The sequence below is a fragment of the Luteimonas sp. A482 genome (assembly GCF_054072655.1).
On sequence record NZ_JBSVRO010000007.1, the window covers coordinates 128,393 to 150,360 of the forward strand.

The following is a 21,968-nucleotide window of genomic DNA, read 5'->3' on the forward strand; positions in this document are numbered from 1 at the left end:
CTGGGGCCCAGGCCGGGCATGCGGCGCAACGAGGCCGGGCAGCCGGATCAGCCGCCGCGCTCGTACCACTGTTCGATCAGCCAGCGCGAGATCGACAGCCTGGGCGACAGCAGCAGGCCATCGGCATGGGTTTCGCCGCGCAGCGCCGCGCCGATCTCGTCCCGGCTGAACCAGCGCGCGTCCTCGAGTTCCTCGTCGGCGGGGACGGGCTCATCGGGCTCGGCCTCGGCGACGAAGCCGAGCATCAGCGACGAGGGGAATGGCCACGGCTGCGAGGCCAGGTAGCGACAGCTGCGCACGCGCACCGCCGATTCCTCGAACACCTCGCGCACCACGGTCTGCTCCAGGGTTTCGCCGGGCTCGACGAAGCCGGCCAGGGTCGAATAGCGCCGCGGCGGCCAGTTGGCCTCACGCCCCAGCAGCAGGCGCTGGCCATCGCTGACCGCCACGATCACCGCCGGATCGGTGCGCGGATAGTGGTCCAGCCCGCAGCCGGCGCAATGGCCGAGCCAGCCGGCGCGGCCGTAGCGCAGTGCGCCACCGCAGGCCCCGCAATGGCGGTGGCGCGTGCGCCAGTGCAGTACCGCCCGGGCCTGGGCGAAGGCGGTGGCTTCGCGCGCGGGCCAGTGCGCAGCCGCGCTGCGCAGGTCGATGCGGGCGCGATCATCGCCGCTGTCATCGCGCGCCGCAAACCAGGCCTGTTGGCCGTCCAGGCCCAGCAGCACCGCGTCCTCGCGCAGCTCCGGTCGCTGCGCGCCAGTCACCGGCAGCGGCCCGGCGTCGGCGTCCCCCAGCGCGCGGCCTTCGCCATCGAGCAGCAGCAGCCGCGCCTGTGGCCACAGCACGGCCAGGCGGTCGGCGTCGTTGCGCAGGTATTCGGCGCGGTCGAGGGCACCGTCGATGAAGGCGAACGGCGACGGCGCCTCGGCCATGGCTTCAGGCCGTGAAAGAGGACCCGCAGCCGCAGGTCGACTTCGCGTTCGGGTTGCGGATCGTGAACTGGGCGCCGTGCAGGCTCTCGGTGTAGTCGACCGCCGCACCCATCAGGTACTGCAGGCTGAGCGGGTCGACCACCAGGGTCACCCCCTCGGTGATGACCGCCAGGTCGTCCTCCCCCTGCTGTTCGTCGAACTCGAAGCCGTACTGGAAGCCGGAGCAGCCGCCGCCCTGGATGTAGACGCGCAGCTTCAGCGCCGGATTGCCCTCCTCGGCGATCAGCTCGCGCACCTTGCCGGCCGCGGCCGGGGTGAAATCGAGCGGGCGCGGCAGCGAAAGGTAGTCGGGGGCGGCTTGTTCCATGCAGTCAGGATGGGGCGCGGCGGTGCCGACTTCAAGCCGAGGCGCGGATGCAGCGTTCAGCCGGGCGCCGCGCCCGCCACTTCGTCCCAGGGCAGGGTCTGGTCGACCGGCGGGCCGGATGCCGGCGTCAGGCGCACGCGGATGCGCAGCGGCTCGAAGCCCGGCGGCAGGATGATCTCGCCCTCGACCTGCTGGAAATACTTGAACGAGTACTCCACGCCGGCCGCCTCGGGATCCTGGCGCAGCGCCGCCCAGTCCAGCCGTTCCAGCCGCCCGTCGCGGGTGCCCTCCACCGCCAGGCTGAGCCGGCCGCTGCTGACCGCGCCCCGGTTGAGGTTCTGGGTCAGGGTGGCGGTGTAGTGCCAGGCCTGGCCCGCGCGCGGGGTCAGGGCCAACTGGTGCACGGTCAGCCCGCGCCGCTGCGCGGTGGACCCGACGAAGCGCTCGTAGAAGGCGACGTCCGCGCGCAGGGCGGCGATTTCCTCGTCGCGCTCGGCCAGCGTGCCCTGCAGATCGCGGTTGGCATCGCGGCTGATCTGGTCGGAGCGGGTCAGGGTGGCGACCTGCTGTGCCAGCGCCTCGACCTGCGCCTGGTCGACGCCGACGCGCGGGGCCGCGCCAATGACCACCTGCCACAGGCCCCACAGACCAAACCCGAGCGCCACGATGAACACGGCCAGCACCGCATAGGAGGCGCCCCGGATATGGGCAGGCACGACCCCGGCGCTGGGCGCGCCGTCGACCGGCCGGGAAGTAGGGGTGTCAGTCATCGCACCCGGTATATCGACCCGCCCGAGGCCGCGTCAAGGCGCGCGCCCTATACTCGCCTGCGCAGGCCGCGCGCCTGCTGTCACGTTCAGCCGCCCGCCGGCTTTGTCGCGAGGAGCCCGCCATGACCGAAGCCCACCTGTTCGCCGTCGGCGTGCTGCTGGCCTGGCTGGCGGGGATCCGCGCCTATCTCACCGTGTTCGGCGTCGGCCTGGCCGGCGTGCTGGGCTGGCTCGACCTGCCGCCAGCGCTGGAGGCGACGACCTCCCCCTGGGTGCTTGGCGTCTCGGGCGCGCTGGCGCTGACCGAGTTCTTTGCCGACAAGATTCCCGGCGTGGATTCGGCTTGGGACCTGCTGCAGACCCTGGCCCGGGTACCGGCCGGCGCCTTCCTCGCCGCCGCCGCGCTGTCGCCCGATGGCGAGCTGGGGGCCGGCATGATGGCGGCCGGCGCTGGCGTTGCGCTGGCCAGCCACACGATCAAGGCCGGCTCGCGCGCCCTGCTCAACACCTCGCCCGAACCGGTCAGCAATCTGGCCGCCTCGGCCACCGAGGACGTGGTGGTGGTGGGCGCGCTGGCCCTGGCCTGGTCGTATCCCTGGCTGGTGCTGGCGGTCGTGGTGGGACTTGGCCTGGGCGTGGCGCTGGTGCTGTGGTGGGTCTGGCGCAAGCTGTTCCGACGGGCGCCTCGACCTGCGCCCGGCTGAGTGCGCCATCACGGTTTGCAGCCGGGCCGCGATGGCCGCGCGGCGTCCTCGCGCAGGCCTGTTGCCGGCATGCGATAGTCGCCGGGCCACGCAGTCGCGATAATGCCGGCAACAGGGGGATCCGGAATGCACCACGAGGCTGCGCAGGCAGGCCCGTCAATGCTTTGGCTGTCGTCGCGCACCTGCGCCGCGGCCGCGCCTGCGGTTGCCCCTGCATGTGCTTTCCGGCAAGGTTCCCGTGGTGTCTGACGCCAACAATCGCCAACGCGCGGAAGTCCCGCCCACCGGTTACTGGCGCCGCTGGTGCGCCGACGCGGCGCCTGCGGTGCTGCCGCGCGTGGACGTGCCCGCCACCGAAGAGGTCCGGCCCGCGCCCGCGCCGGCGCAAGCCCCGGCCGAGCCCGGTCGCGAAGCCGCGGCCTGGCGCGTGCTGGTGGTCGAGGACGATCCCAGCCAGGCGCTGTTTGCCGAGAGCGTGCTCAACGGCGCCGGAATGCAGGCGCACGTGGTCTCGGTCACCGGCGAGGTGATGGACGCGATGCAGCGGCTGCGCCCGGACCTGGTGCTGATGGACCTGCACATGCCCGGCCTGGACGGCGTCGAGCTGACCGCGCTGATCCGCGGCCACGCCGATTTCGCGATGACCCCGGTGGTGTTCCTGACCGGCGACGAGGACCCCGAACGCCGCTTCGAGGTGCTGGACGTGGGCGCGGACGACTTCCTGCGCAAGCCGGTGCGTCCCCGCCACCTGGTCTCCGCGGTGCAGAGCCGCATCCAGCGCGCGCGCATCGTGCAGGCAGGCGGTGGCGGCGCCCGCCATCCGGTGACCGGCCTGCACACCCGCCCGCAGATGCTGCAGCTGCTGACCGCGTCGGTGCCGCAGGCACGCTCGGGCGCGGCGCTGTTCGTCGAGATCGCCGGCACTGCCGCGCTGCGCGACCGTTTCGGCTATGCCGCGCTGGAAGCGCTGCTGGCCGACGCCGGGCGCCGGCTCGGCGAGATCGCCGAGGGCCACGCGGCTTCGCGCCTGAACGACAACACCTTCCTGGTGTTCGCGACCGGGCTCGAGGGCGCCGCGCTGCCGCCGTTCGCGCGCCAGCTGCGCGACGGCCTGGGCGAGCATGGCTTCCAGGTGGGCGGCGAACGCCTGCGCCTGCGCGCGGTGGTCGGTTACGCCGACCTGGCGCTGGGCTTCGAGGACGCGGGTGCAGCCCTGTCCGCAGCCGAGGAAGCCCTGCGTGCCGCGCGCAGCCACGCGCACGGCGTGGCCGCGTGGGCGCGACCGGTGTCGGCCGAGGATCGCGACCTGGCCGCGGTCGAGCAGTCGCTGCGCGAGGCGCTGGCTTCCGACAGCCTGCTGGCGGCGTTCCAGCCGATCGTCGCAGTCGCCGGCGGCGACGATGCCCAGTACCAGGTCCTGTTGCGCCTGCGCGGCGCCGGCGACGAGCTGCATGCGGCCGGACGCGTGCTGCAGGCCGCCAACCGCATCGGCGCCACCCTGCAGGTGGACCGGCGCATGGCCGGGATCGCGATCGGCGCGCTGCGCCGCCAGCGCCAGGAGCAGCGCGCGCTGCGCCTGTTCGTGACCCAGTCGCCGTCCACGCTCTCGCACGACGGGCACGCGCAGTGGCTGCTGCAGTCGCTGGCCGAAGCCGGCGTGGATGGCGCGTCGCTGGTGATCGACGTGCGCCAGGAGGACGCGCTGGTGCATGCGCTGTCGCTGCAGGATTTCTGCAGCGCGATGGTTTCGGCCGGGGTGCAGCTGTGCCTGAGCCAGTATCGCCACGGTCCCGAGGCCAATGCCCTGCTCGGGCAGCTGCCGCTGGGCTATGTGCGCCTGGACCCACGCTATTCGCGCGACCTCGACGACACCCTCGTGCGCGACGAGATGCGCAGCGCGATCGATTTCGCCCACCGCATGGGGCTGCAGGTGATCGGCCAGCAGGTCGAGGACGCGCAGTCGGCCGCCACGCTGTGGATGACCGGCGTGGACTACATCCAGGGCAACCTGGTGCAGCGCCCGGCCGACGACCTCCAGTTCGATTTCAACAGCTCCGTGCTGTGAGGAGACAGGGTATGGCGCTGATCAGCAACGCCCGCCCCTCGAGCATCATGCTGCGATGGTTCACCCTTGGCGCGGCCGGCGGCGCGGCGCTGAGCCTGGTGCTGCACGTGCTGGGCATGGAAGGGCCGTGGCAGGGCTTCGCCCTGGTGCTGGCGCTGCTGGCGGTGTTCGCCTCGATTGCGGTGTTCTACAACCTGCGCACGCGCGACCGCGAGCTGCGCGAAGCGAACGAGCGCCGGGAGCGCGACGAGGCGGTGCTCGCCGAACTGCACCGCGAGCTGGAGCGCCACGCGCAGCTCGAACAGGACCTGCGCCTGGCCAAGCAGGCTTCCGAATCGGCGGTGATGGCCAAGGGCGAATTCCTGGCCACCATGAGCCACGAGATCCGCACCCCGCTCAACGGCATCGTGCCGATGCTCGACCTGCTGATGCACGCGCGCATGGCGCCCGACCACGCCGAGCTGGTGCGCACCGCCTATCTGTCCTCGCAGCAGATGCTGCGCATCGTCGACGACATCCTCGACTACTCCAAACTCGAGGCCAACAAGCTCGAACTCGAGACCACCGCGTTCAACCTGCGCGAGGTGGTCGAGGGCGTGCTGCAGCTGCTGGAGCGCCCGGCGCAGAGCAAGGGCCTGCGCATGCACATGCAGCTCGACCCCGGCGTGCGCCTGCCGGTGCGCGGCGACCCGGTGCGGATGCGGCAGGTGCTGGGCAACCTGATCAGCAACGCGGTGAAGTTCACCGACCGCGGCTCGGTGACCCTGTCCGTGCGCAGGCTCGGCGAAACCGCGACCCAGCACCAACTGCGCTTCGAGGTCCGCGACACCGGCGTGGGCATCTCCCAGGCCGCGCAGGGCCGGCTGTTCCAAGCCTTCAGCCAGGCCGATGCCTCGACCACGCGCCTGTATGGCGGCACTGGCCTGGGGCTGGCGATTTCCAAGCGCATCGTCGACCTGATGGGCGGACGCATCGGCGTGGAGTCCGAACCGGGTCTCGGCGCCACGTTCTGGTTCGAGATCCCGCTGCTCAAGGTGCAGGGCGACATGCAAGCAGATGACACCAATCCCCAGGGCGGCCGGCTGCTGCTGCTCAGCGCCGACCCGCGCCTGCGCCTGCGCCTGAGCATGCTGCTGCCCAACTGGGGCCTGCGCGTGACCTCGGTCGAAACCACCCAGGAAGCGCTGGATCGCCTGCGCAACGCCGCCAACCAAGGGCCGCCGTGGGCCTACTCGATCGTGCTGGCCGACCTGTCGGGGATGCGCAACACCGCGCTGGCCCTGCACCGCAACCTCGGCCGCCAGAGCGTGTACGGCGAGCTGCGCCTGGTCTGCCTGTACGGCGATGACCCGGTGCCCGACGAACTGCAGCGCAGCGTCACCCTGCTCAGCCGTCAGACCCCCGATGCCAACCTGCGCGCGGCGCTGTTCGACGCCACGGCCGATTCCGCTGCGGCGCCGGCCGCTGCCGAGCCTGCGGCAGCCACCATCGCGCCTGCAGCGCGCGAACCCGGCCGGCTGGCGGCGCGCAAGCCGCGCGTGCTGCTGGTCGAGGACAACCCGGTCAACCTGATGGTCGGCCAGCGCCTGCTTGGCGTGCTCGGGATCACCTGCGATACCGCCAGCAACGGCGAGGCCGCGCTGCTGCGGATGTCGGCCTCGCGCTACGACATCGTGCTGATGGACTGCCAGATGCCGGTGATGGACGGCTACACCGCCACCCGGCGCTGGCGCGAGAACGAGGAAGCCGCCAACGAGGGCCGGCACCTGCCCATCATCGCGATGACCGCCAACGCCATGGCCGGCGACCGCCAGAAGTGCCTGGACGCCGGCATGGACGACTACCTGCCCAAGCCGGTGACCCGCAGCGAACTCGAACGTTGCCTGCACCGCTGGTGGGATCCGGAGCAGTCCGGGGCACCGGCGGACTTCGCCGGCCTGGTCGACGGCGACGCGGACGGCGAGCCGGTGCCGACGACGCTGGACCCGCAGCTGCTGGGCCTGCCGATGGGCGATCCGCTGGTGGAGCCGGCCCGCACCGGTTCATTTGATTTCGATGCGGCGTTCGGCGCCACGGCGCAGGGTTCCGACCTGGCCACTGTTGCCTCCAAGCCGGAGCCCTACCCGGAGTACGCCATCCCGGAGCACGTCGCCGATGTCACAGGCGCAGCATCCGGCGTGCCGCAAGCTGCCGCGACGGCGTTGTACACCGTGACTGCGCCGGACTTCGCTGCCGGGCCTGCGATCACTGCGCCAGCCGCGATTCCTGCGCATGCCGCAGTCCCGGAGCCTGCTGTGGCTTCATTGCCTGCGGCGGCCCCCGCCTCGGTGGCAACCTCGACACCTGCTGCAGTCTCGGCACCCGATGCTGCCTTCGCATCCGCCACTGCGGCTTCACCGCCTGTCGCCCCTGCACCTGCACCTGTAGCTGCCCCGGCCCCTGCACCCGCCGCACCAACCCAGGCACCGGCCGCACCCGCTCCGCAGCGCGTGCTCGCGCCGGTGCTCGACGCCGCGATCCTGGAGGACCTGGAGGCCATGCTCGGCGACGAGGTCGAGCGCCTGGTCGACATCTTCCTGGAGGACACGCCGCGGCTGGTGCGCGCGCTGGAGAACGCCGCTGGCGGCCCCGATTACGACGCCCTGCGCGAGGCGGCGCATTCATTGAAGTCGTCCAGCGCCAATCTCGGCGCGATGTCGCTGTCGGCTGCGGCCAGGCGCGTCGAGCTGGCCGCGCGCGAGCGCTCGCTCGAGCGCCCGGCGGTGGCGGTGGCGCTGATCGCCAACGAGTTCGCCCGCGCCCGCCAGCAACTGCTGGCGCGGCGCGCGACGCAGAAGGTCTGAGCGCCGCGGCGCCCGCCCCGCTCAGTCCTCGATCTGGCTCTGCAGGTAGTTCTGCTCACCGATGCGCTCGACCAGGTCGAGCTGGGTCTCGATCCAGTCCACGTGCTCCTCCTCGTTCTCGAGGATGTCGGTGAACAGCTTGCGGCTGACGTAGTCACCGACGGTCTCGCAGTAGGCGATCGCCTCACGCAGCAGCGGGATGCCCTCCAGCTCCAGAGCCAGGTCGCAGCGCAGGATTTCGATCGGGTTTTCGCCGATCTTGAGCTTGCCCAGCGCCTGGAAGTTGGGCAGGCCTTCGAGGAACAGGATGCGTTCGGACAGCACGTCCGCGTGCTTCATCTCGTCGATCGATTCCTCGTACTCATGCTTGGCCAGTTCGGCCAGGCCCCAGTGCTTCAGCATCTTGGCGTGCAGGAAGTACTGGTTGATCGCGGTCAGCTCGTTGTAGAGCGCCTGGTTGAGATAGCGGATGACCCGCGCGTCGCCTTTCATCGGTGGGCTCCCTGCGCCATGGAGAGACAGACTCTACCCGCAGGCCGCAATCGATGCCGGAACGGGAATGGTGTGCATTTGTATCCGCGTCGCCTGTCTTGCCGCAGGCGCGGGAACGGGTCTCGAGAGGAGCGCGGGCGGAGCCCGGCATGTGCCGCCCCGACGCCAAGGCCCCTCAGGCGGCGCGCGCGACCAGCGGCAGGGCCACGAGCCGGGCCGAAGCGGGCCGGGCCTCGTCGAGCAGGGCCTGGGCGGTATCCACGCAGGTGCCGCAGCAGGCACCGACGCCGGTGCGCATGGTCAGCTCGGAGAGCGAGCTGCAGCCGGCTTCGGCAGCGCGGCGGATGTCGTGGTCGGTGATCCCATTGCAGATGCAGACGTACACGGTGCGGACAACCTGGTGGGGCAGGACGCCATTCCGCCACACATGAGAATGAGTGTCAATAGCGCCTGCGTTCGTACTCAGCCCGGACCGCGGTCCCGATCGCGCCCCGCCGCCTGTCCAGCCGCGCCATTCGGCCACGGCCGGCGTCGTCCCGGCCGTTCGCGGGTCTCGATGCCGTCCGATGGGATCGCCCCCGCCCCCGCGATCTGCCGCGCAAACGGCGCAAGGTGCCCCAACGCGCTGGCGTACACGCCGCGCTTGAAGATCACCACGTGCTCCATGGGGTACCAGAAATCCACCCAGCGCCAGTTGTCAAACTCGGGCTTGGCGGTCAGGTCGAGGCGCAGGTCGCTCTCGGCCCCGGTGAACTGCAGCAGGAACCAGACCTGCTTCTGGCCGATGCATACCACCCGGTCGTTGCGGCGGATCGCGTTGCGCGGCAGGCGGTAGCGCAGCCAGCCGGGGGTCACCCCGAGCACCGCCACGTGGTCGGGCAGCAGCCCGGTCTCCTCGCGCAGCTCGCGGTACATCGCCTCGATGGGCGTCTCGTCGCTGTTCATCCCGCCCTGCGGGAATTGCCAGCCGTCCCGCCGCACCCGCCGCGCCCAGAAGACGCGTCCATCCGGATGCATCAGCACGATGCCGACATTGGGGCGATACCCGTCCGGATCGATCACGATGCGGACTCCAAAGATCTACTGCGCCCGACTCTGCCACGTCTGTCACGAAAACGACAGCCCGGCCGCCCGACGTTGACGCAGCCCCGCCAGCCCCGGACAATATGCGGCTCGCCGCCCACGCGGCGGCCGATGGCTATGTAGCTCAGCTGGTTAGAGCACAGCACTCATAATGCTGGGGTCGGTGGTTCGAGTCCACCCATAGCCACCACGTCATCCACGCCGCGCCCCGCCTCGCTCGCGGGTGTTTTCGTATCCGCTCCAGGCACGGGCGCGTGGCGGCATTCCGATCTGTCCGGGCGTCCCGCGGCGTGGCCCAGGCGCGCGCCTGCCACCACCGGATCAGGCGGACTGGTTGCCTATCGTTTCCTGGATCAGCTGCACGATCTGCTCCACCGTCGGGTCGCGCGGCAGGGTCATGCTCTTGAACGTGAAATCCAGCTCGCTCTCGAGGTCGAGCATGATGTCGACCTGGATGATGGAATCGATGCCCAGTTCCTGAAGCCGGGTCTGTGCGGTAATGGGCACGTCGGTCGGACCGACCCGCTCCTGCAGCATCTCGGTCAGGCGCCGCAGAATCGCTGGATTTTCCACGTGGGACCCCTGTCTAATGTCCGCGCTGGCCCGGTTCCTGCGTGCCGGAAGTGAAGGGATTCCGTCGGCGGGACGAACGACAGCAATGGGACGTTGAGGGCATTGTAATGGAGCCGGACGACAGCAACGAAGCGAACAGGAACGTCATTGCCCAGGCGAACTTCCGGCTGAGCTTCGGCGTGCTGGTCGCCATCATCATCGCCGGGGTGCACTGGTTCGGCCCCGCCGGGTCCAGTACGACCGATGCACTGGTGGTCGGCATGCTGGGCGGCTATGTCGGATATGCCGCGCTCGCCCGCTACCTGGCCGCGCATCCGCAGTGGCTGGGCAGCCACGACCTGGTCGTCATCACCGCGGTGATCGATCCGCTGGTCCTGTCGGCCTGGATGTACTTCGCCGGCGGTTCGTCGACGGTCTTCGTCGCTTTCTACCTGTTCACCACGCTCGGCTTCGGCTTCCGCGTCGGCACCCGGGCAATGCACATCTGCCAGGTGTTTTCGCTGGCCGGGTTTGGCGTGGTGGTGATGGCCTCGCCCACGTGGCAGGACAACCTGCTGTTCGCGGCCTCGCACGCGCTGCTGCTGGTGGTGGTGCCGCTGTATGCAGCCAGCCTGATCCGGCGCATCAATGCCGCGCGCGAGGCGGCCGAATTCGACAGCCGCGCCAAGTCGCAGCTGCTGGCCAAGGTCAGCCACGAGCTGCGCACGCCGCTGACCGGCATCGTCGCCGACGCGCAGCTGCTGGAGGTCGAGGCCACCGACGCGGGCACCGTGAATCGCGCGCGCTCGATCCAGCGCCTGGCCACAACCCTGGACGCCGAGATCAAGCAGCTGCTCGACCTGTCCAAGATCGCGGTGCACGGCGGTGACCGCCGCCAGGAGGAAGAACCCTTCAGCCTGGCCTTCACCGCGACCCAGGTGATGGGCTCGATCCGCTCGATCGTCGGCACGCGACCGATCTCGGTGGAGCTGGATTTCGACGAGCGGATCAAGCTGCCGGTACTCGGGCGCCACCAGGAGCTGGTGTCGATCCTGACCAACCTGGCCGGCAATGCGGTGAAGTTCACCGAGGAAGGGGCAGTGACGCTGGAGGTGCGGCTGCTCGGGACCACCGACACCGCGTACCGGGTGCGCTTCGCCGTGTCCGACACCGGCATCGGCATCGCCCCGGCCCACCACGAGAAGATCTTCCAGCCCTTCTTCCAGGTCGAGGGCGGACCGGCGCGCCGCTACGGCGGCACGGGCCTGGGCACCTCGATCGCCAGCGAGCTGGTGCGGCGCATGGGCGGCCAGCTGCAGGTCGACAGCGCGCTGGGACGCGGCAGCACCTTCTTCTTCGAGCTGCAGATGCCCGTCGACGCCAGCCCGGCGGCGGCGGCCGCCAACGCCGCGCCCTCTTGCGTGGCCGGCAAGCGCGTGCTGGTGGCCGACGACAATGCCACCAACCTTTCGCTGCTCAGGGAGATGCTGCTCAAGGACGGGCACCAGGTCACGGCGGTCGAGAGCGGGCACGAAGCCATCGTGATGCTCAGCGCCAACACCTACGACGTGATCTTCCTCGACTACAACATGGACGACGTCAACGGTGCGGTGGTCTACCAGACCTATGCCTACAGCCGGGTACAGCTGTCGCCGACCTTCTTCATCACCGCCGACACGACGGCGATGACCACGCGCCTGCTTGAGGACCTCGGCGCCAACGGCGTGATCTACAAGCCGCTGACGTTCGAGAAGATCCGGCAGGCGATTGCCAGCGTGTTCCCCGACGAGGCGCGGCCGGTGCCGGTCGAGCCGCTGCGGCCACGGCAGGGCGCGGTGGCGATCAGCGGGGTACCGGTCGAATACCTGGACCCGAGCGCGATCGAGGGACTGCGGGAAATCAAGGACAGCCCGGACTTCCTGCATGCGGTGATCACCGACGGCATCGCCGACATCCATGCCCTGCACCAGGCCCTGGCCGAGGCCCTGGACGGCGCCGACCTGCCGGGCCTGCACAAGCAGGCGCATGCGATGAAGGGCGTGGCGCTGAGCCTGGGCGTGGTGCGGCTGGCACATCTGTCCGATCGCCTGATGACCATGACCCACGACGTGCTGACCGGCAGCGCACCACGCTGGCACGAGGACCTCGACGCCTGCGTGGCGAGGAGCTGCCAGGCCCTGGACGACCTGCGGCTGGCCTTTGCGACGCAGCTTGCTGTGAACAACTGACCGCTGCCCCGGCTGGAGTGGGGCGGCTGCAGGTGGGATGCGCTGCAGGCCCCGCCCCGTCCCTCCGCCGCAAGCGGAGGAGGGAGCTGGATCCGGAAAGCACGCCGTTCCGCGGCACCCCGACTCAGGCGACGCGCGCCACCGCGGCTGTGGCCGGTGCGGCATCGGCCACCGGGGCGGGCGCGGGCGGCTCACCCGCCTGCATCAGGATCAGCATCTCCATGGCACGCACCTCCTCGGCCGAAAGCTGCATCGCCGCCTCCACCCAGTCCTCCACCACGCGCCTGCCTTCGGCATAGTCGATCCCGGCCGTGCGCCGCACTGCCTGGCGGACCATCATCCGCGACTTGCGACGCGATGCGTGTTCGCGGATATGGCGCTCCACCGCCAGCTCGCCCGCGCCCTGCGGCACGACCTCGTCGACCAGGCCCATCTCCAGCAGCTGCGCGGCGCTGTAGACCTTCTTGTTGGTCATCAGCTTCTCGGCGGCCTTGGGCGTGATGCGCTCGCACAGCAGGCCCATCGCGCCGCTGCAGGGGAACAGGCCGAACATGATCTCGGGGAAGCCGAAGCTGCTCTGCTCCTCGGCGATGATGTGGTCGGCGGCCAGCGCCAGTTCGAAGCCACCGCCCAGCGCGCGGCCCTGCACCAGCGAGATCGTGGCCATGTTGCCCTTGAACTCGGTCGACCAGGCGACGATGGCGTCGAGGCAGCGCATCGAATACTCGCGCAGCTGCTGCACGTCGCGGCGCTTGATGCACTGCAGGAAGAAGCGCAGGTCGCCACCCTGGCTGAAGTAGGTCGGATGGCTGGACTGGATCACCGCATACGGGGGCGGGTGGCCGATCGCGCCGGCGACCGCGGCCGGGATCCGCAGCTCGTCGATCAGGCCGTGGAATTCCTCCACCAGCGCCGGGGTGAAGTTGTGGACGCCGGAGGCGTCGGGGGCGACGGTGACCCACAGCGTGCGTTCGGCCAGCTGGCGGAACTGGGTGCTGACACGTGTGTGGACGTTGCGGGGGGCAGTCAGGGCGTGGTGCATGGGGACTCTCCTTGTGGGCGGGATGGCGATTGCCTGGGGGTACTGGAAACCACGAGTGCGACGTTGGTGCCGCCAAAGCCGCAGGAGAAGGACAGTGCATGCGGGATCGGCATGGCACGCGGAGCCGGGCCGACATGGTTGAGCGCGCAGGCAGCGTCGGGCTCGCCGATATGGGCGCTGGCTGGCGCCATGCCGATCCGCATCGCCAGCAGGGTCAGCACCAGCTCCAGCGCGCTGGCGCCGCCTAGCAGATGGCCGTGCACGGACTTGGTGGACGAGACCGCAGCGTCGCCAGGGCCGGCACCGAAGACCTCCCGGATCGAGGCGGACTCGATCTCGTCGCCACCGCGGGTGGCCGTCGCGTGGGCGTTGACATAGGCGATGTCCGCGGGCTGCAGGCCGGCCGAGGCGACCGCCGAGCGCAGCGCGGCGATCTGGCCACGCGAATCGGGCATGCCGATGTGGTGGGCGTCGTTGGTGCAGGCGTAGCCGCTGAGGTAACCCAGGATCGTGGCGCCGCGCTCGCGCGCGAGCCTGGCGTTTTCCAGGATCACGAAAGCCGCTCCTTCGCCCAGCACCAGGCCGGTACGCTGCCTGGAGAATGGACGGCAACTGGTGGACGGATCGTCAGGGTCGGGTTCGGACATCGCCCGCGTGCCGTCGAAGGTGCCCAGCACCAGCGAGGTCAGCGAGCCTTCCGCGCCGCCGGCCACGGCGATGTCGAGGTCGCCGCGCGCGATCGCCCGGGCCGCCTCGCCGATCGACACACCCGAGGACGCGCAGGCGCTGGAGCTGGTGATGACCGGGCCGGTGATGCGGTGGCGGATCGCGATCTGCGCGCCGCCGCCGTTGCCCATGATCGCCATCGAGGTCCACGGCCGCGAGCGCTGCCGGCCCTCGAGCAGCAGCTGCTGGAACCATTCCAGCCCGGTCGCGGTGCCGCCGTTGACGTTGCCGTAGTACAGCCCCGCACGCTCGCCGTAGCTGGAGAATTCCTCAAGCCCCGCCTGCGCGATCGCCTGGCGCGCGGCCAGGATCGCCATCTGCTGGACGCGGTCCAGGAACGGCCGCTCGAGCCTGGGAAACTCCTCCTCGAATTGCACCGGGATCGCGCCCGCCGCGAACGGCTTGCGGATCGGCGGCGCCTCGTACAGGCGGATACCGGAGGCGGCGTTCCGCAAAGAGGCTTCCGCCTCGGGCACGTTCAAACCGATGGGCGAAACAAGGCCCATGCCGGTGATCGCGACATCTTCCATAACCATGCATGTCCATCCCGATCAATGACCTCGGGACGCACCAGATAGTCTTCCCTGTTCCCAGCGCGCCCGGATCCATAAGCACTATGCGCGTCGTGACGGTATCACCGAAAACCGCGACGGCGGTAGACGGCACACTAGCTGGTGCATGACGCGCTGCGACGGCGCACCTTGCCATCGGGCAGGCTTCATCCCGTTTCGCCATTACCGCGGGCGGTGCAGCTCCAGGCGCACCGGTCGCGGCGCTCGAGGCGGCACGACGCGCGCACGGCCCGGCGCCGCCCGGCCCCTGGCCACTGGCGACTGCGCACGCTGACCATCGTATTCCCCGCCGACCTGCGGCCGCATTGCCGCGCCTGCCCCGCAGGCGGGTTGATCTGGGTCATGGGGCGCCTGGCCACCGGCCGCTAGGCTCGCCCCATGCAGCCAGCCCCCTTCCTCATGACGCCCTCCCCCGCCGACGTTCCGCCGGCGGACGGGCAGCGCATGCTCGACGCCTGCTTCCTCGGCCCCTACGCCGAGAACGACACGCTGCTGGAGCGGCTGGTGGTGGAGTTCCTGCGCGACCACGTGCACTGGCGGCGCAACTTCCATCCCGAGGATCCGCCGGCAATCCCCACCCGCGCCGCGCAGCATCCGGACTACCAGGCCTTCGAGGCCAGGACGCGGCGCGAGCTGCACCAGCTCTCGGCCGCGCTCAAGCGTTCGGTGCCCTTCCACAGCCCGCGCTACATCGGCCACATGGTGTCGGACCTGCTGCTGCCGGGGCTGGCGGCGCAGATCCTGACCCTGCCCTACAACCCCAACAACGTCAGCGGCGACGCTGCGCCGGTGACCCTGCAGCTGGAAATGCAGGTCGGCCTGCAGCTGGCGCGCATGCTCGGCTGGCCGGACGATCCGGCGCGGCCGGACTGCGCGTTCGGGCACCTGACCTCCGGCGGCACCCTGGCCAACTACCAGTCGCTGCGGCTGGCGCTGGCGCTGAAGGCGTTCCCGGTGGCGTTGCGCGCGGCCGCCGTGCCGGACATGGCGCTGCCGGAGGACGACTGGCAGGCGTTCAACCTTTCACCCGAAGCCGGCATCGCGCTGTTCTCGCAGTGGCGGCAGTGGCTGGCCACGCAGCCCGCCGCCGATCGCGCGCGCTGGAGCGGGCGGGTGCAGGCGCAGCGCGTCGAACAACTGGGGCTGGCGGAATTCTTCGGACGCCATCGCGACCTGCGCGTGCCGCTGGTGCTGGCGCCGATCACCGCCCACTACTCGTGGAGCAAGGGCCTGAAGATGCTGGGCCTCGGACGCGACCAGCTGCGCCTGCTGCCCACGCGCGGCATGCGCCTGGATGCCGATGCGCTGGAGGGGACGCTCCTGCAGTGCGCGCGCGAACGCCAGCCCGTGCTGGCGGCCGTCGCCGTGCTGGGTACCACCGAGTACGGCACGATCGATCCGGTCGACGCCGTGGTGGCCGCACGCCGGCGCGCGCAGGCGCGCGGCCTGGGCTTCAGCGTGCACGTGGACGCCGCCTGGGGCGGTTACCTGACCACCCTGTTCCGCAATGCCGATGGCAGCCTGCGCCCGCTGCACGAGGTGCGGCAGGGTTTCGACGAATTCCCGCAGCCGGCGGTGCACGCCGCATTCGCGGCGCTGGCCGAGGTCGATTCGGTCACCGTCGATCCGCACAAGCTCGGCTACCTGCCCTACGGCGCCGGCGCCTTCATCTGCCGCGACCAGCGCGCGATGCCGCTGCTGGCCGAGGCGGCCGACTACGTGTTCCACAGCGGTGAGGCCGACGACTACGCGACCCGCTACCGGCAGCTCGGGCAGCTCATCCCGGAAGGCTCCAAGTCCGGTGCGATGGCGGCCGCGGTGTACGTGAGCCATCGCGTGCTGCCACTCGACCACGCCAACTTCGGCCTGCTGCCGCGCCAGACCGTGCTTGCCGCGGAAGCCTTCCAGGCGCGCGCGCAGCGTTTCGCCGTGGAGATGGCAGGCACCGTGGCGGCGGTGGTGCCGTTCCCACCGGACAGCAACCTGGTCTGCCTGGCGCTCAATCCGCGCGGCAACCGCGAACTCGCCCGCGCCAACGTCCTCGTGCGCCAGCTCCACGACGAGCTGCGTAGCGATCCCGGCCAGCCGTTGCAGCTCAAGCAGTTCTTCGCCTCGATCACCACGCTGCGGCGCGACGTGGTCGGCGAGCAGGACATGCAGGGCATCCTCGGCGCGCTCGGGATCGATCCGGCCAGCGGCGACGAGGGCGACGACGGCGGCCGCCTGGTGATCCTGCGCCACACGCTGATGAACCCCTATCTGATCGACCGCGAGAACGGCATCAGCTACATCGACCGCTACTTCGAACACCTGCAGGCGCGGCTGCGGGCGCTGCTGCCGGCGTCGTAGCGGATGCCTTGCACCACGATGCCGACGCGGTGCGCCGCCGCGACCAGGCGCGGGCACCAGCGCCGCCGCGCACCGCGGGCGCCTGCCTGCCGAACGGGGAGACCGACATGTCCAGGAAGGCCAAGCCACCGCTGGTGTATTCGTGCTCGGGTTGCTCCAGCGCCGCGCAGATGGCCAACCAGCTGGCGCTGTGGCTCGACCGCGAGGGCGCGGCCGAGATGTCGTGCATCGCCGGCGTCGGCGGCGGCGTCACCGGCCTGGTGCGCACCGCGCAGGCGGGCCGGCCGATCCTGGCGCTGGACGGCTGCGTGCTGCACTGCGTGAGCGCCTGCCTGGCGCAGGCCGGCGTACAGGCCGACGCGCACCTCACGCTGTCGGACTATGGCGTGGCCAAGCGCAGGCATGCGGATTTCGACCAGGCGCAGGCGCGCGCGGTGTTCGAGGCCGAGGTGCTGCCCGCCGCGCGCGCGCTGCGTCCCGGCGCTGGCGACGACACTCCTCCGGCACCGGCAGGCGCTTGACCTGGATCAGCGCGGGACGGCTGGCGGCACCGATAGCCTGCGCGACTGCGAACCCGCTTCCGGCAAAGAGCGCCCCCACCCCAACCCTCCCCCGCGATGCGGGGGAGGGAGCAAGGCGGGCCGCTTCTGCCGCGGACAGGGGCGCAGCACCGCTTGGGCCCCTTCCCCCGCAAGCGGGGGAAGGCTGGGATGGGGGTGCGTGACGCGCGAAGCCGGCACCCTTCCGGCGAGAGTGCCCCCGCCCTGTCCCGCGGGCGGGGGAGGGAGCAGGACGCGGCAAGAGCGACATCCAAATCGATCACCCGGGGTCCCATGCACCAGCCATCGCCTGCCTCGCCACTGCCGATCAACCCGCCCCTGGCGTCGCTGCTGCTGGCCTGCGCGCGCCACGGCATCGACCGGGTCGATGACGGCATGCTCGGGTTGCTGGCGCTGCGCCGGCTGATGTCGGCGGCGGCCGGACGACAGAAGCGTGCGCTTGGACGTCCGCTGCGCGACGAAGCGCGCGAGTCGCAGGTGCGCCTGCGCGCGCGCAGGCTCGCGCGGCGCCTGCACGTGTCGGCCGGGACCGCCGACGGCCTGGCCTCCTTCCTGTTCACCGATGCCCTGCACCAGCAGGACGTCCACGCCACCCGCGCGGCGGCGTGCCGTGCCATCCCCACTGCCACAAGCGACCCCACCATGACCCGATCCCACGCCCTGCTGCGCCTGATCCCGCCACCCGCCCGCTGGCGTCCGCTGCTGCGACTCGCGCCTGCGCCGCTGCGCGACCGGATTGTGGCCCGCGCCCTGTCGCAGGCGCTGGCACCGGAACACATCGGCAGCGCGCTGGACCAACTCGCCGGCCGCCGCCTGGGCATCGAGGTGGTGGACCTGGGACAGCGCTGCGTCCTGGAGTGGCGCGACGGGCGCCTGCATGTGGTGGACGCACCGGCCGAAGCCACCGTGCGCGGCAGCGCGACCGACCTGCTGCTGCTGGCGGCGCGCCTGGAGGACGCCGACACGCTGTTCTTCCAGCGCAGGCTGGTGCTCACCGGCGACACCGAACTCGGCCTGACCGTGCGCAACCTGCTCGACCGCATGCCCTGGGAAGCGGTGCCGCTGGCGCTGCGCATCGTCCTGCATCGCGGCGCCCGCTTCGCCCGTGCCGCACGGCAGGCCCGCAATGGCTGACACCGCACCGCGCTGGCGCCCGGAACTGGAATCGGCGTACGCCGAACTCGGCGCGCGCCTGGAGCCGCTGCTGCCCTGCCTGGAATGGCCGCTGCACCTGCCGTGGATCGACGCGATCAACACCCTCAAGCGCGAGCGTGGCGCGGTGATCATGGCGCACAGCTACCAGTCGCCGGAAATCTTCCACGGCGTGGCCGACGTGACCGGCGATTCGCTGGCCCTGGCCCAGGCCGCGGCCGACTGCGAGGCGCAGCTGATCGTGCTGGCCGGCGTGCACTTCATGGCCGAGAGCGCGAAGATCCTGGCGCCGGACAAGACCGTGCTGATCCCCGATCCCGAAGCCGGTTGCTCGCTCGCCGCCTCGATCACCGCCGCCGACGTGCGCGAGCTGCGCCGCCGCCACCCCGACACGCCGGTGGTGAGTTACGTCAACACCAGCGCCGCGGTGAAGGCCGAATCGGACGCCTGCTGCACCTCGGCCAATGCCGCGCAGGTGGTCGAGGCGATGGCCGCGCAGTTCGGCGCCGACAGGGTGATCTTCCTGCCCGATGCCTTCCTCGGCCGCCACGTGGCCCTGCAGACCGGCATCGAACTGGTGCTGTGGGACGGTCGCTGCGAGGTCCACGAGCAGTTCACCGCGCAGCAGGCGCGGCACGCGCGCGAGCGCTTCGATGCGCGCCTGGTCGCGCACCCCGAATGTCCGCCGGAGGTGCAGGACGAGGCCGACTTCGTCGGCTCGACCACGGCGATGGGCGCGTGGCTGGAGCGTGAGCGGCCTGCGCGCGTGGCGCTGATCACCGAATGCTCGATGGCCGACAACCTGCGCGCGCGTTTCCCGCAGATCGAGTTCATCAAGCCCTGCAACCTGTGCCCGCACATGAAGCGGATCACCCTGCCCGGCATCCACGCCTGCCTGCGCGATCTCAGGCACGAGGTGCAGGTGCCGGCGGACATCGCAGCGCGTGCCCGCACCGCGCTGGAGCGGATGCTGGCGGTGGGCCGGCGCGACCGGGTGTGAGCGCCGGGGCCTGCGCGCCGCTGGTGGTGGTCGGCGCCGGCGTCGCCGGGCTGTCGGTCGCCCTGGCCGCCGCACCACGGCCAGTGCTGGTGCTCGCGCGCGGACGCGAGGGTGCGGGCAGCGCGAGCGCCCTGGCCCAGGGCGGGATCGCAGCGGCGATCGGCCCCGGCGATTCGCCGGCCGCGCATGTCCGCGACACCCTGGTGGCCGGCGCCGCGCACAACGATGCCGCCACGGTGCGCTACCTGGCACGGCAGGCACCGGCGGCGATCGCCTGGCTGCAGTCGCTGGGCCTGGTCTTCGACCACGACGACGGCCGCCTGCGCCTGGGCCGCGAGGGTGGCCACCACGCCGACCGCATCGTGCACGCCGGCGGTGATGCCAGCGGCGCGGCGCTGCTGCGCACCCTGCTGCGGGCGACGCGCACGTCCGCGCACGTCGAACTGCGCGAAGGCCAGCACGCGGAGGCGCTGTTGCTGCGCGGCGGCGCCGTCGCCGGCCTGCGGGTGCGCGACGCGCGGGGCACGATCGCGCCGCTCGAAGCCAGCGGCGTGGTGCTGGCCACCGGCGGGCTGGGCGCGTTGTTTGCCGCCAGCACCAATCCGGCCGGCGCCGACGGCAATGGCCTGGCGCTGGGCCTGGCGGCCGGTGCCGCCGGGCGCGACCTGGAGTTCGTGCAGTTCCATCCCACCGCGCTGGCCGTGCCCGGTGCCCGCCGCGACGGCCAGCCGCTGCCGCTGGTCACCGAAGCCCTGCGCGGCGCCGGCGCGCGCCTGTGCAACGGCCGCGGCGAGGCGTTCATGGCCGGCCTGCATCCGTTGGCCGACCTTGCCCCGCGCGATCTGGTCGCGCGTCGCGTCTGCCGCGAGCTGCAGCGCCACGGCGGCGCGTGGCTCGACGCCACCGCCCTCGGCGACGCCTGGCCGGCGCGCTTTCCCACCGTGTACGCGGCCTGCCGCACGCACGGCATCGACCCGACCCGGCAGCCGATCCCGATCACGCCCGCCGCGCACTTCCACATGGGCGGCCTGGCCACCGACCGCGATGGCCGCACCACGGTGCCTGGCCTGTACGCGGTCGGCGAGGTCGCCTGCAACCGGGTGCACGGGGCCAACCGGCTGGCCAGCAACTCATTGCTCGAAGGCCTGGTCTTCGGCCGCCGGCTGGGCCGGCTGCTGGGCGCGGAAGACACCTGGCCGGCGATGGAGCGCAGCGGCGCGTTCGCCTGGGCCAGCGCCGGCCCGGCGGCGGACGCCGACGCACTCGCGCGCCTGCGCAGCCTGCTGTGGAGCGCCTGCGGGCCGGTCCGCGACGGCATCGGCCTGACCGTGGCCGCGCACCTGCTGCACGCCGATGCGGCCGATTACGGCTGGCAGGGCGGGCTGGCGCTGCGGCTGCTGGACGCGGCGCTGCACCGCAACGGCAGCCTCGGTGCGCATAGCCGCAGTGACGCCCCTGCCTGTTGATCCGGCCACACGATGTTTGAACTTGCCATCCCGAACCGCGGGTGAGGGATCTCGATCGCCGACACGGGCCTGACAGAACGAGATTCCTCACCCGCTGCGCGGGTTCGGAATGACACGAGTCAAAACTTCGGCTGGCCGGGTCAATAGGCCCGCGCCGGTGCGCGCCCGCGGCGTGGCTCAGGCCTGCGCCAGCGTCGCCTTGCCCGGCCGTCCGTCCCAGTAGCCGTTGTGCGCGCCCAGCGGCGCCGGCGGCTGCGGCGCGGCCAGGCCCTGGCGGAAATGGGCCAGCACCTCTTCGGTGCCGTGGGCCTGCGGCGAGATGCGCAGGACACCCACGCCGCAGGCGATCAGCGCGTCGCGCTGGGGCAGCAGGTCCATCACCTCGGTGCCCTGGATCTGGATGCCGTTGATGGTCAGGAACGGCTCGCCCTCGCGGGTGGCCAGCGGCAGGCCATCGGGATGCTCGATGCAGCGGAAGCCGCACTGGTCCTTGGGCAGGTCCAGCGCGCGTGCGGTGAAGCAGCGCGCCGAATACGCCAGCGGCAGTCGTCCCCAGGCATGCACCTCCAGTTCTGGCATGGTGCCGCCGTCGCCCTCCAGCGCCTCGCGCAGCTCCTGCAGCAGGGTGCGACCCTGTTCGACGCCGGGCACCCAGCGGTACAGCCCGTCCGCCATCAGCATCGCCAGCGCGCGATGGTTGTACACATTGAGGGTCGGTCCACCGACGAAGGGCAGCCCCTGCTCGCGGCACACCTGCACCGCCGACAGGTCGTTGGCCTCGATCCGGAACGTGCCGTTGCCGACCTGGCGGCGCAGAACACCCAGCTCCGATTCGGCCTCGATCAATGCCAGCGTCGAGAGCACCACCTCCTTGCCGGCGGCGGCGAGCTCGTGCGCGATCGCCAGCCAGTCCTGCAGGCGCAGCTCGCGGCGCTTGCTGCAGATCGTTTCCCCCAGATAGACGATGTCCACCGGCCAGCCGGCGACGTCGCGATAGAACGCGAGCGTGCGCTCGCGCGGCCAGAAGTACTGCGGCGGCCCCAGGCTCAGCTTCATCGATGCCTC

The 21,968-nt window shown here is 71.2% G+C and carries 19 protein-coding genes and 1 tRNA gene; 10 read left to right on the forward strand and 10 right to left on the reverse strand.

Going from position 1 to position 21,968, the window contains the following annotated elements; translation table 11 throughout:
- Window positions 1-47: 47 nt before the first annotated feature.
- Genes nudC through ACW5DW_RS16175 form a run of 3 tightly spaced genes read right to left on the reverse strand, consistent with a single transcriptional unit; the run spans window position 48 to window position 2,069 of the window.
- Window positions 48-932 carry an NAD(+) diphosphatase gene (gene nudC, locus ACW5DW_RS16165; protein ID WP_457020296.1) on the reverse strand — a complete coding sequence of 295 codons (885 nt, stop codon included), beginning with the start codon at window positions 930-932 and terminating at the stop codon, window positions 48-50.
- Window positions 933-936: 4 nt separating this feature from the next.
- The gene (erpA, locus tag ACW5DW_RS16170; RefSeq protein WP_457020298.1) at window positions 937-1,299 is read right to left on the reverse strand and encodes an iron-sulfur cluster insertion protein ErpA; all 363 of its coding nucleotides are present in this window, start codon (window positions 1,297-1,299) and stop codon (window positions 937-939) included.
- A gap of 56 nt (window positions 1,300-1,355) precedes the next feature.
- Complete coding sequence (locus ACW5DW_RS16175) at window positions 1,356-2,069, reverse strand: DUF6776 family protein (RefSeq protein WP_457020299.1); 714 nt, start codon at window positions 2,067-2,069, stop codon at window positions 1,356-1,358.
- 122 nt (window positions 2,070-2,191) lie between these two features.
- Here ACW5DW_RS16175 and ACW5DW_RS16180 point away from each other — a divergent pair, with 122 nt between their 5' ends.
- The 3 genes from ACW5DW_RS16180 (at window position 2,192) to ACW5DW_RS16190 (ending at window position 7,681) form a co-directional block, all read left to right on the forward strand.
- Window positions 2,192-2,773 (forward strand): DUF4126 domain-containing protein, encoded by a 582-nt coding sequence (locus ACW5DW_RS16180; RefSeq protein WP_457020300.1) that lies wholly within the window; start codon window positions 2,192-2,194, stop codon window positions 2,771-2,773.
- A gap of 241 nt (window positions 2,774-3,014) precedes the next feature.
- Window positions 3,015-4,838 carry an EAL domain-containing protein gene (locus ACW5DW_RS16185; RefSeq protein WP_457020301.1) on the forward strand — a complete coding sequence of 608 codons (1,824 nt, stop codon included), beginning with the start codon at window positions 3,015-3,017 and terminating at the stop codon, window positions 4,836-4,838.
- Between the two features lie 11 nt (window positions 4,839-4,849).
- Window positions 4,850-7,681 carry an ATP-binding protein gene (locus tag ACW5DW_RS16190; RefSeq protein WP_457020303.1) on the forward strand — a complete coding sequence of 944 codons (2,832 nt, stop codon included), beginning with the start codon at window positions 4,850-4,852 and terminating at the stop codon, window positions 7,679-7,681.
- A 21-nt stretch (window positions 7,682-7,702) separates the two neighbouring features.
- On the opposite strand, the gene bfr is transcribed toward ACW5DW_RS16190, so the two are convergent.
- The 3 genes from bfr to ACW5DW_RS16205 form a co-directional block, all read right to left on the reverse strand.
- Window positions 7,703-8,173: a bacterioferritin gene (bfr, locus tag ACW5DW_RS16195; RefSeq protein ID WP_457020304.1), complete on the reverse strand. Its 471-nt coding sequence runs from the start codon at window positions 8,171-8,173 to the stop codon at window positions 7,703-7,705.
- A gap of 175 nt (window positions 8,174-8,348) precedes the next feature.
- The gene (locus ACW5DW_RS16200; protein WP_457020306.1) at window positions 8,349-8,558 is read right to left on the reverse strand and encodes a bacterioferritin-associated ferredoxin; all 210 of its coding nucleotides are present in this window, start codon (window positions 8,556-8,558) and stop codon (window positions 8,349-8,351) included.
- A 77-nt stretch (window positions 8,559-8,635) separates the two neighbouring features.
- The gene (locus tag ACW5DW_RS16205; RefSeq protein WP_457020307.1) at window positions 8,636-9,235 is read right to left on the reverse strand and encodes an RNA pyrophosphohydrolase; all 600 of its coding nucleotides are present in this window, start codon (window positions 9,233-9,235) and stop codon (window positions 8,636-8,638) included.
- A 134-nt stretch (window positions 9,236-9,369) separates the two neighbouring features.
- Between ACW5DW_RS16205 and ACW5DW_RS16210 the strand changes: the two genes are divergently transcribed.
- A tRNA-Met gene (locus tag ACW5DW_RS16210) sits at window positions 9,370-9,446 on the forward strand.
- A gap of 131 nt (window positions 9,447-9,577) precedes the next feature.
- On the opposite strand, the gene ACW5DW_RS16215 is transcribed toward ACW5DW_RS16210, so the two are convergent.
- Window positions 9,578-9,829, reverse strand: coding sequence for an acyl carrier protein (locus ACW5DW_RS16215; RefSeq protein WP_457020308.1), 252 nt, complete (start codon window positions 9,827-9,829; stop codon window positions 9,578-9,580).
- 107 nt (window positions 9,830-9,936) lie between these two features.
- Between ACW5DW_RS16215 and ACW5DW_RS16220 the strand changes: the two genes are divergently transcribed.
- Complete coding sequence (locus tag ACW5DW_RS16220; RefSeq protein WP_457020309.1) at window positions 9,937-12,036, forward strand: ATP-binding protein; 2,100 nt, start codon at window positions 9,937-9,939, stop codon at window positions 12,034-12,036.
- A gap of 124 nt (window positions 12,037-12,160) precedes the next feature.
- Here the strand turns inward: ACW5DW_RS16220 and ACW5DW_RS16225 are convergent, their stop codons facing one another.
- Both ACW5DW_RS16225 and ACW5DW_RS16230 read right to left on the reverse strand, forming a co-directional pair.
- The gene (locus tag ACW5DW_RS16225; RefSeq protein ID WP_457020311.1) at window positions 12,161-13,078 is read right to left on the reverse strand and encodes a crotonase/enoyl-CoA hydratase family protein; all 918 of its coding nucleotides are present in this window, start codon (window positions 13,076-13,078) and stop codon (window positions 12,161-12,163) included.
- Window positions 13,063-14,340 carry a beta-ketoacyl-[acyl-carrier-protein] synthase family protein gene (locus ACW5DW_RS16230; protein ID WP_457020312.1) on the reverse strand — a complete coding sequence of 426 codons (1,278 nt, stop codon included), beginning with the start codon at window positions 14,338-14,340 and terminating at the stop codon, window positions 13,063-13,065. The genes ACW5DW_RS16225 and ACW5DW_RS16230 overlap by 16 nt, the downstream gene beginning before the upstream one ends.
- Window positions 14,341-14,754: 414 nt before the next feature.
- Between ACW5DW_RS16230 and ACW5DW_RS16235 the strand changes: the two genes are divergently transcribed.
- The 5 genes from ACW5DW_RS16235 (at window position 14,755) to ACW5DW_RS16255 (ending at window position 20,903) form a co-directional block, all read left to right on the forward strand.
- Window positions 14,755-16,725: a pyridoxal phosphate-dependent decarboxylase family protein gene (locus ACW5DW_RS16235; protein ID WP_457020314.1), complete on the forward strand. Its 1,971-nt coding sequence runs from the start codon at window positions 14,755-14,757 to the stop codon at window positions 16,723-16,725.
- Window positions 16,726-16,832: 107 nt separating this feature from the next.
- Complete coding sequence (locus ACW5DW_RS16240; protein ID WP_457020316.1) at window positions 16,833-17,246, forward strand: putative zinc-binding protein; 414 nt, start codon at window positions 16,833-16,835, stop codon at window positions 17,244-17,246.
- A gap of 312 nt (window positions 17,247-17,558) precedes the next feature.
- Window positions 17,559-18,419 (forward strand): ubiquinone anaerobic biosynthesis accessory factor UbiT, encoded by an 861-nt coding sequence (gene ubiT, locus ACW5DW_RS16245; RefSeq protein ID WP_457020317.1) that lies wholly within the window; start codon window positions 17,559-17,561, stop codon window positions 18,417-18,419.
- Window positions 18,412-19,437: a quinolinate synthase NadA gene (nadA, locus tag ACW5DW_RS16250; protein WP_457020318.1), complete on the forward strand. Its 1,026-nt coding sequence runs from the start codon at window positions 18,412-18,414 to the stop codon at window positions 19,435-19,437. The genes ubiT and nadA overlap by 8 nt, the downstream gene beginning before the upstream one ends.
- A complete protein-coding gene (locus ACW5DW_RS16255) occupies window positions 19,434-20,903 on the forward strand; it encodes an L-aspartate oxidase (protein ID WP_457020320.1) in 1,470 nt (489 codons plus the stop codon). Before nadA ends, ACW5DW_RS16255 begins: the two co-directional genes overlap by 4 nt.
- Window positions 20,904-21,080: 177 nt before the next feature.
- On the opposite strand, the gene ACW5DW_RS16260 is transcribed toward ACW5DW_RS16255, so the two are convergent.
- Entirely contained in the window at window positions 21,081-21,959 is an 879-nt protein-coding gene (locus ACW5DW_RS16260) for a U32 family peptidase (RefSeq protein WP_457020322.1), read from the reverse strand.
- Window positions 21,960-21,968 lie beyond the last annotated feature (9 nt).

Excerpts from the sequence above, each read along its gene's own strand:
- nudC (WP_457020296.1), bottom strand. The coding sequence starts at position 932 with ATGGCCGAGGCGCCGTCGCCGTTCGCCTTCATCGACGGTGCCCTCGAC.
- erpA (WP_457020298.1), bottom strand. The coding sequence starts at position 1,299 with ATGGAACAAGCCGCCCCCGACTACCTTTCGCTGCCGCGCCCGCTCGAT.
- ACW5DW_RS16175 (WP_457020299.1), bottom strand. The coding sequence starts at position 2,069 with ATGACTGACACCCCTACTTCCCGGCCGGTCGACGGCGCGCCCAGCGCC.
- ACW5DW_RS16180 (WP_457020300.1), top strand. The coding sequence starts at position 2,192 with ATGACCGAAGCCCACCTGTTCGCCGTCGGCGTGCTGCTGGCCTGGCTG.
- ACW5DW_RS16190 (WP_457020303.1), top strand. The coding sequence starts at position 4,850 with ATGGCGCTGATCAGCAACGCCCGCCCCTCGAGCATCATGCTGCGATGG.
- bfr (WP_457020304.1), bottom strand. The coding sequence starts at position 8,173 with ATGAAAGGCGACGCGCGGGTCATCCGCTATCTCAACCAGGCGCTCTAC.
- ACW5DW_RS16220 (WP_457020309.1), top strand. The coding sequence starts at position 9,937 with ATGGAGCCGGACGACAGCAACGAAGCGAACAGGAACGTCATTGCCCAG.
- ACW5DW_RS16225 (WP_457020311.1), bottom strand. The coding sequence starts at position 13,078 with ATGCACCACGCCCTGACTGCCCCCCGCAACGTCCACACACGTGTCAGC.
- ACW5DW_RS16230 (WP_457020312.1), bottom strand. The coding sequence starts at position 14,340 with ATGGTTATGGAAGATGTCGCGATCACCGGCATGGGCCTTGTTTCGCCC.
- ACW5DW_RS16235 (WP_457020314.1), top strand. The coding sequence starts at position 14,755 with ATGCAGCCAGCCCCCTTCCTCATGACGCCCTCCCCCGCCGACGTTCCG.
- ACW5DW_RS16240 (WP_457020316.1), top strand. The coding sequence starts at position 16,833 with ATGTCCAGGAAGGCCAAGCCACCGCTGGTGTATTCGTGCTCGGGTTGC.
- ubiT (WP_457020317.1), top strand. The coding sequence starts at position 17,559 with ATGCACCAGCCATCGCCTGCCTCGCCACTGCCGATCAACCCGCCCCTG.
- nadA (WP_457020318.1), top strand. The coding sequence starts at position 18,412 with ATGGCTGACACCGCACCGCGCTGGCGCCCGGAACTGGAATCGGCGTAC.
- ACW5DW_RS16260 (WP_457020322.1), bottom strand. The coding sequence starts at position 21,959 with ATGAAGCTGAGCCTGGGGCCGCCGCAGTACTTCTGGCCGCGCGAGCGC.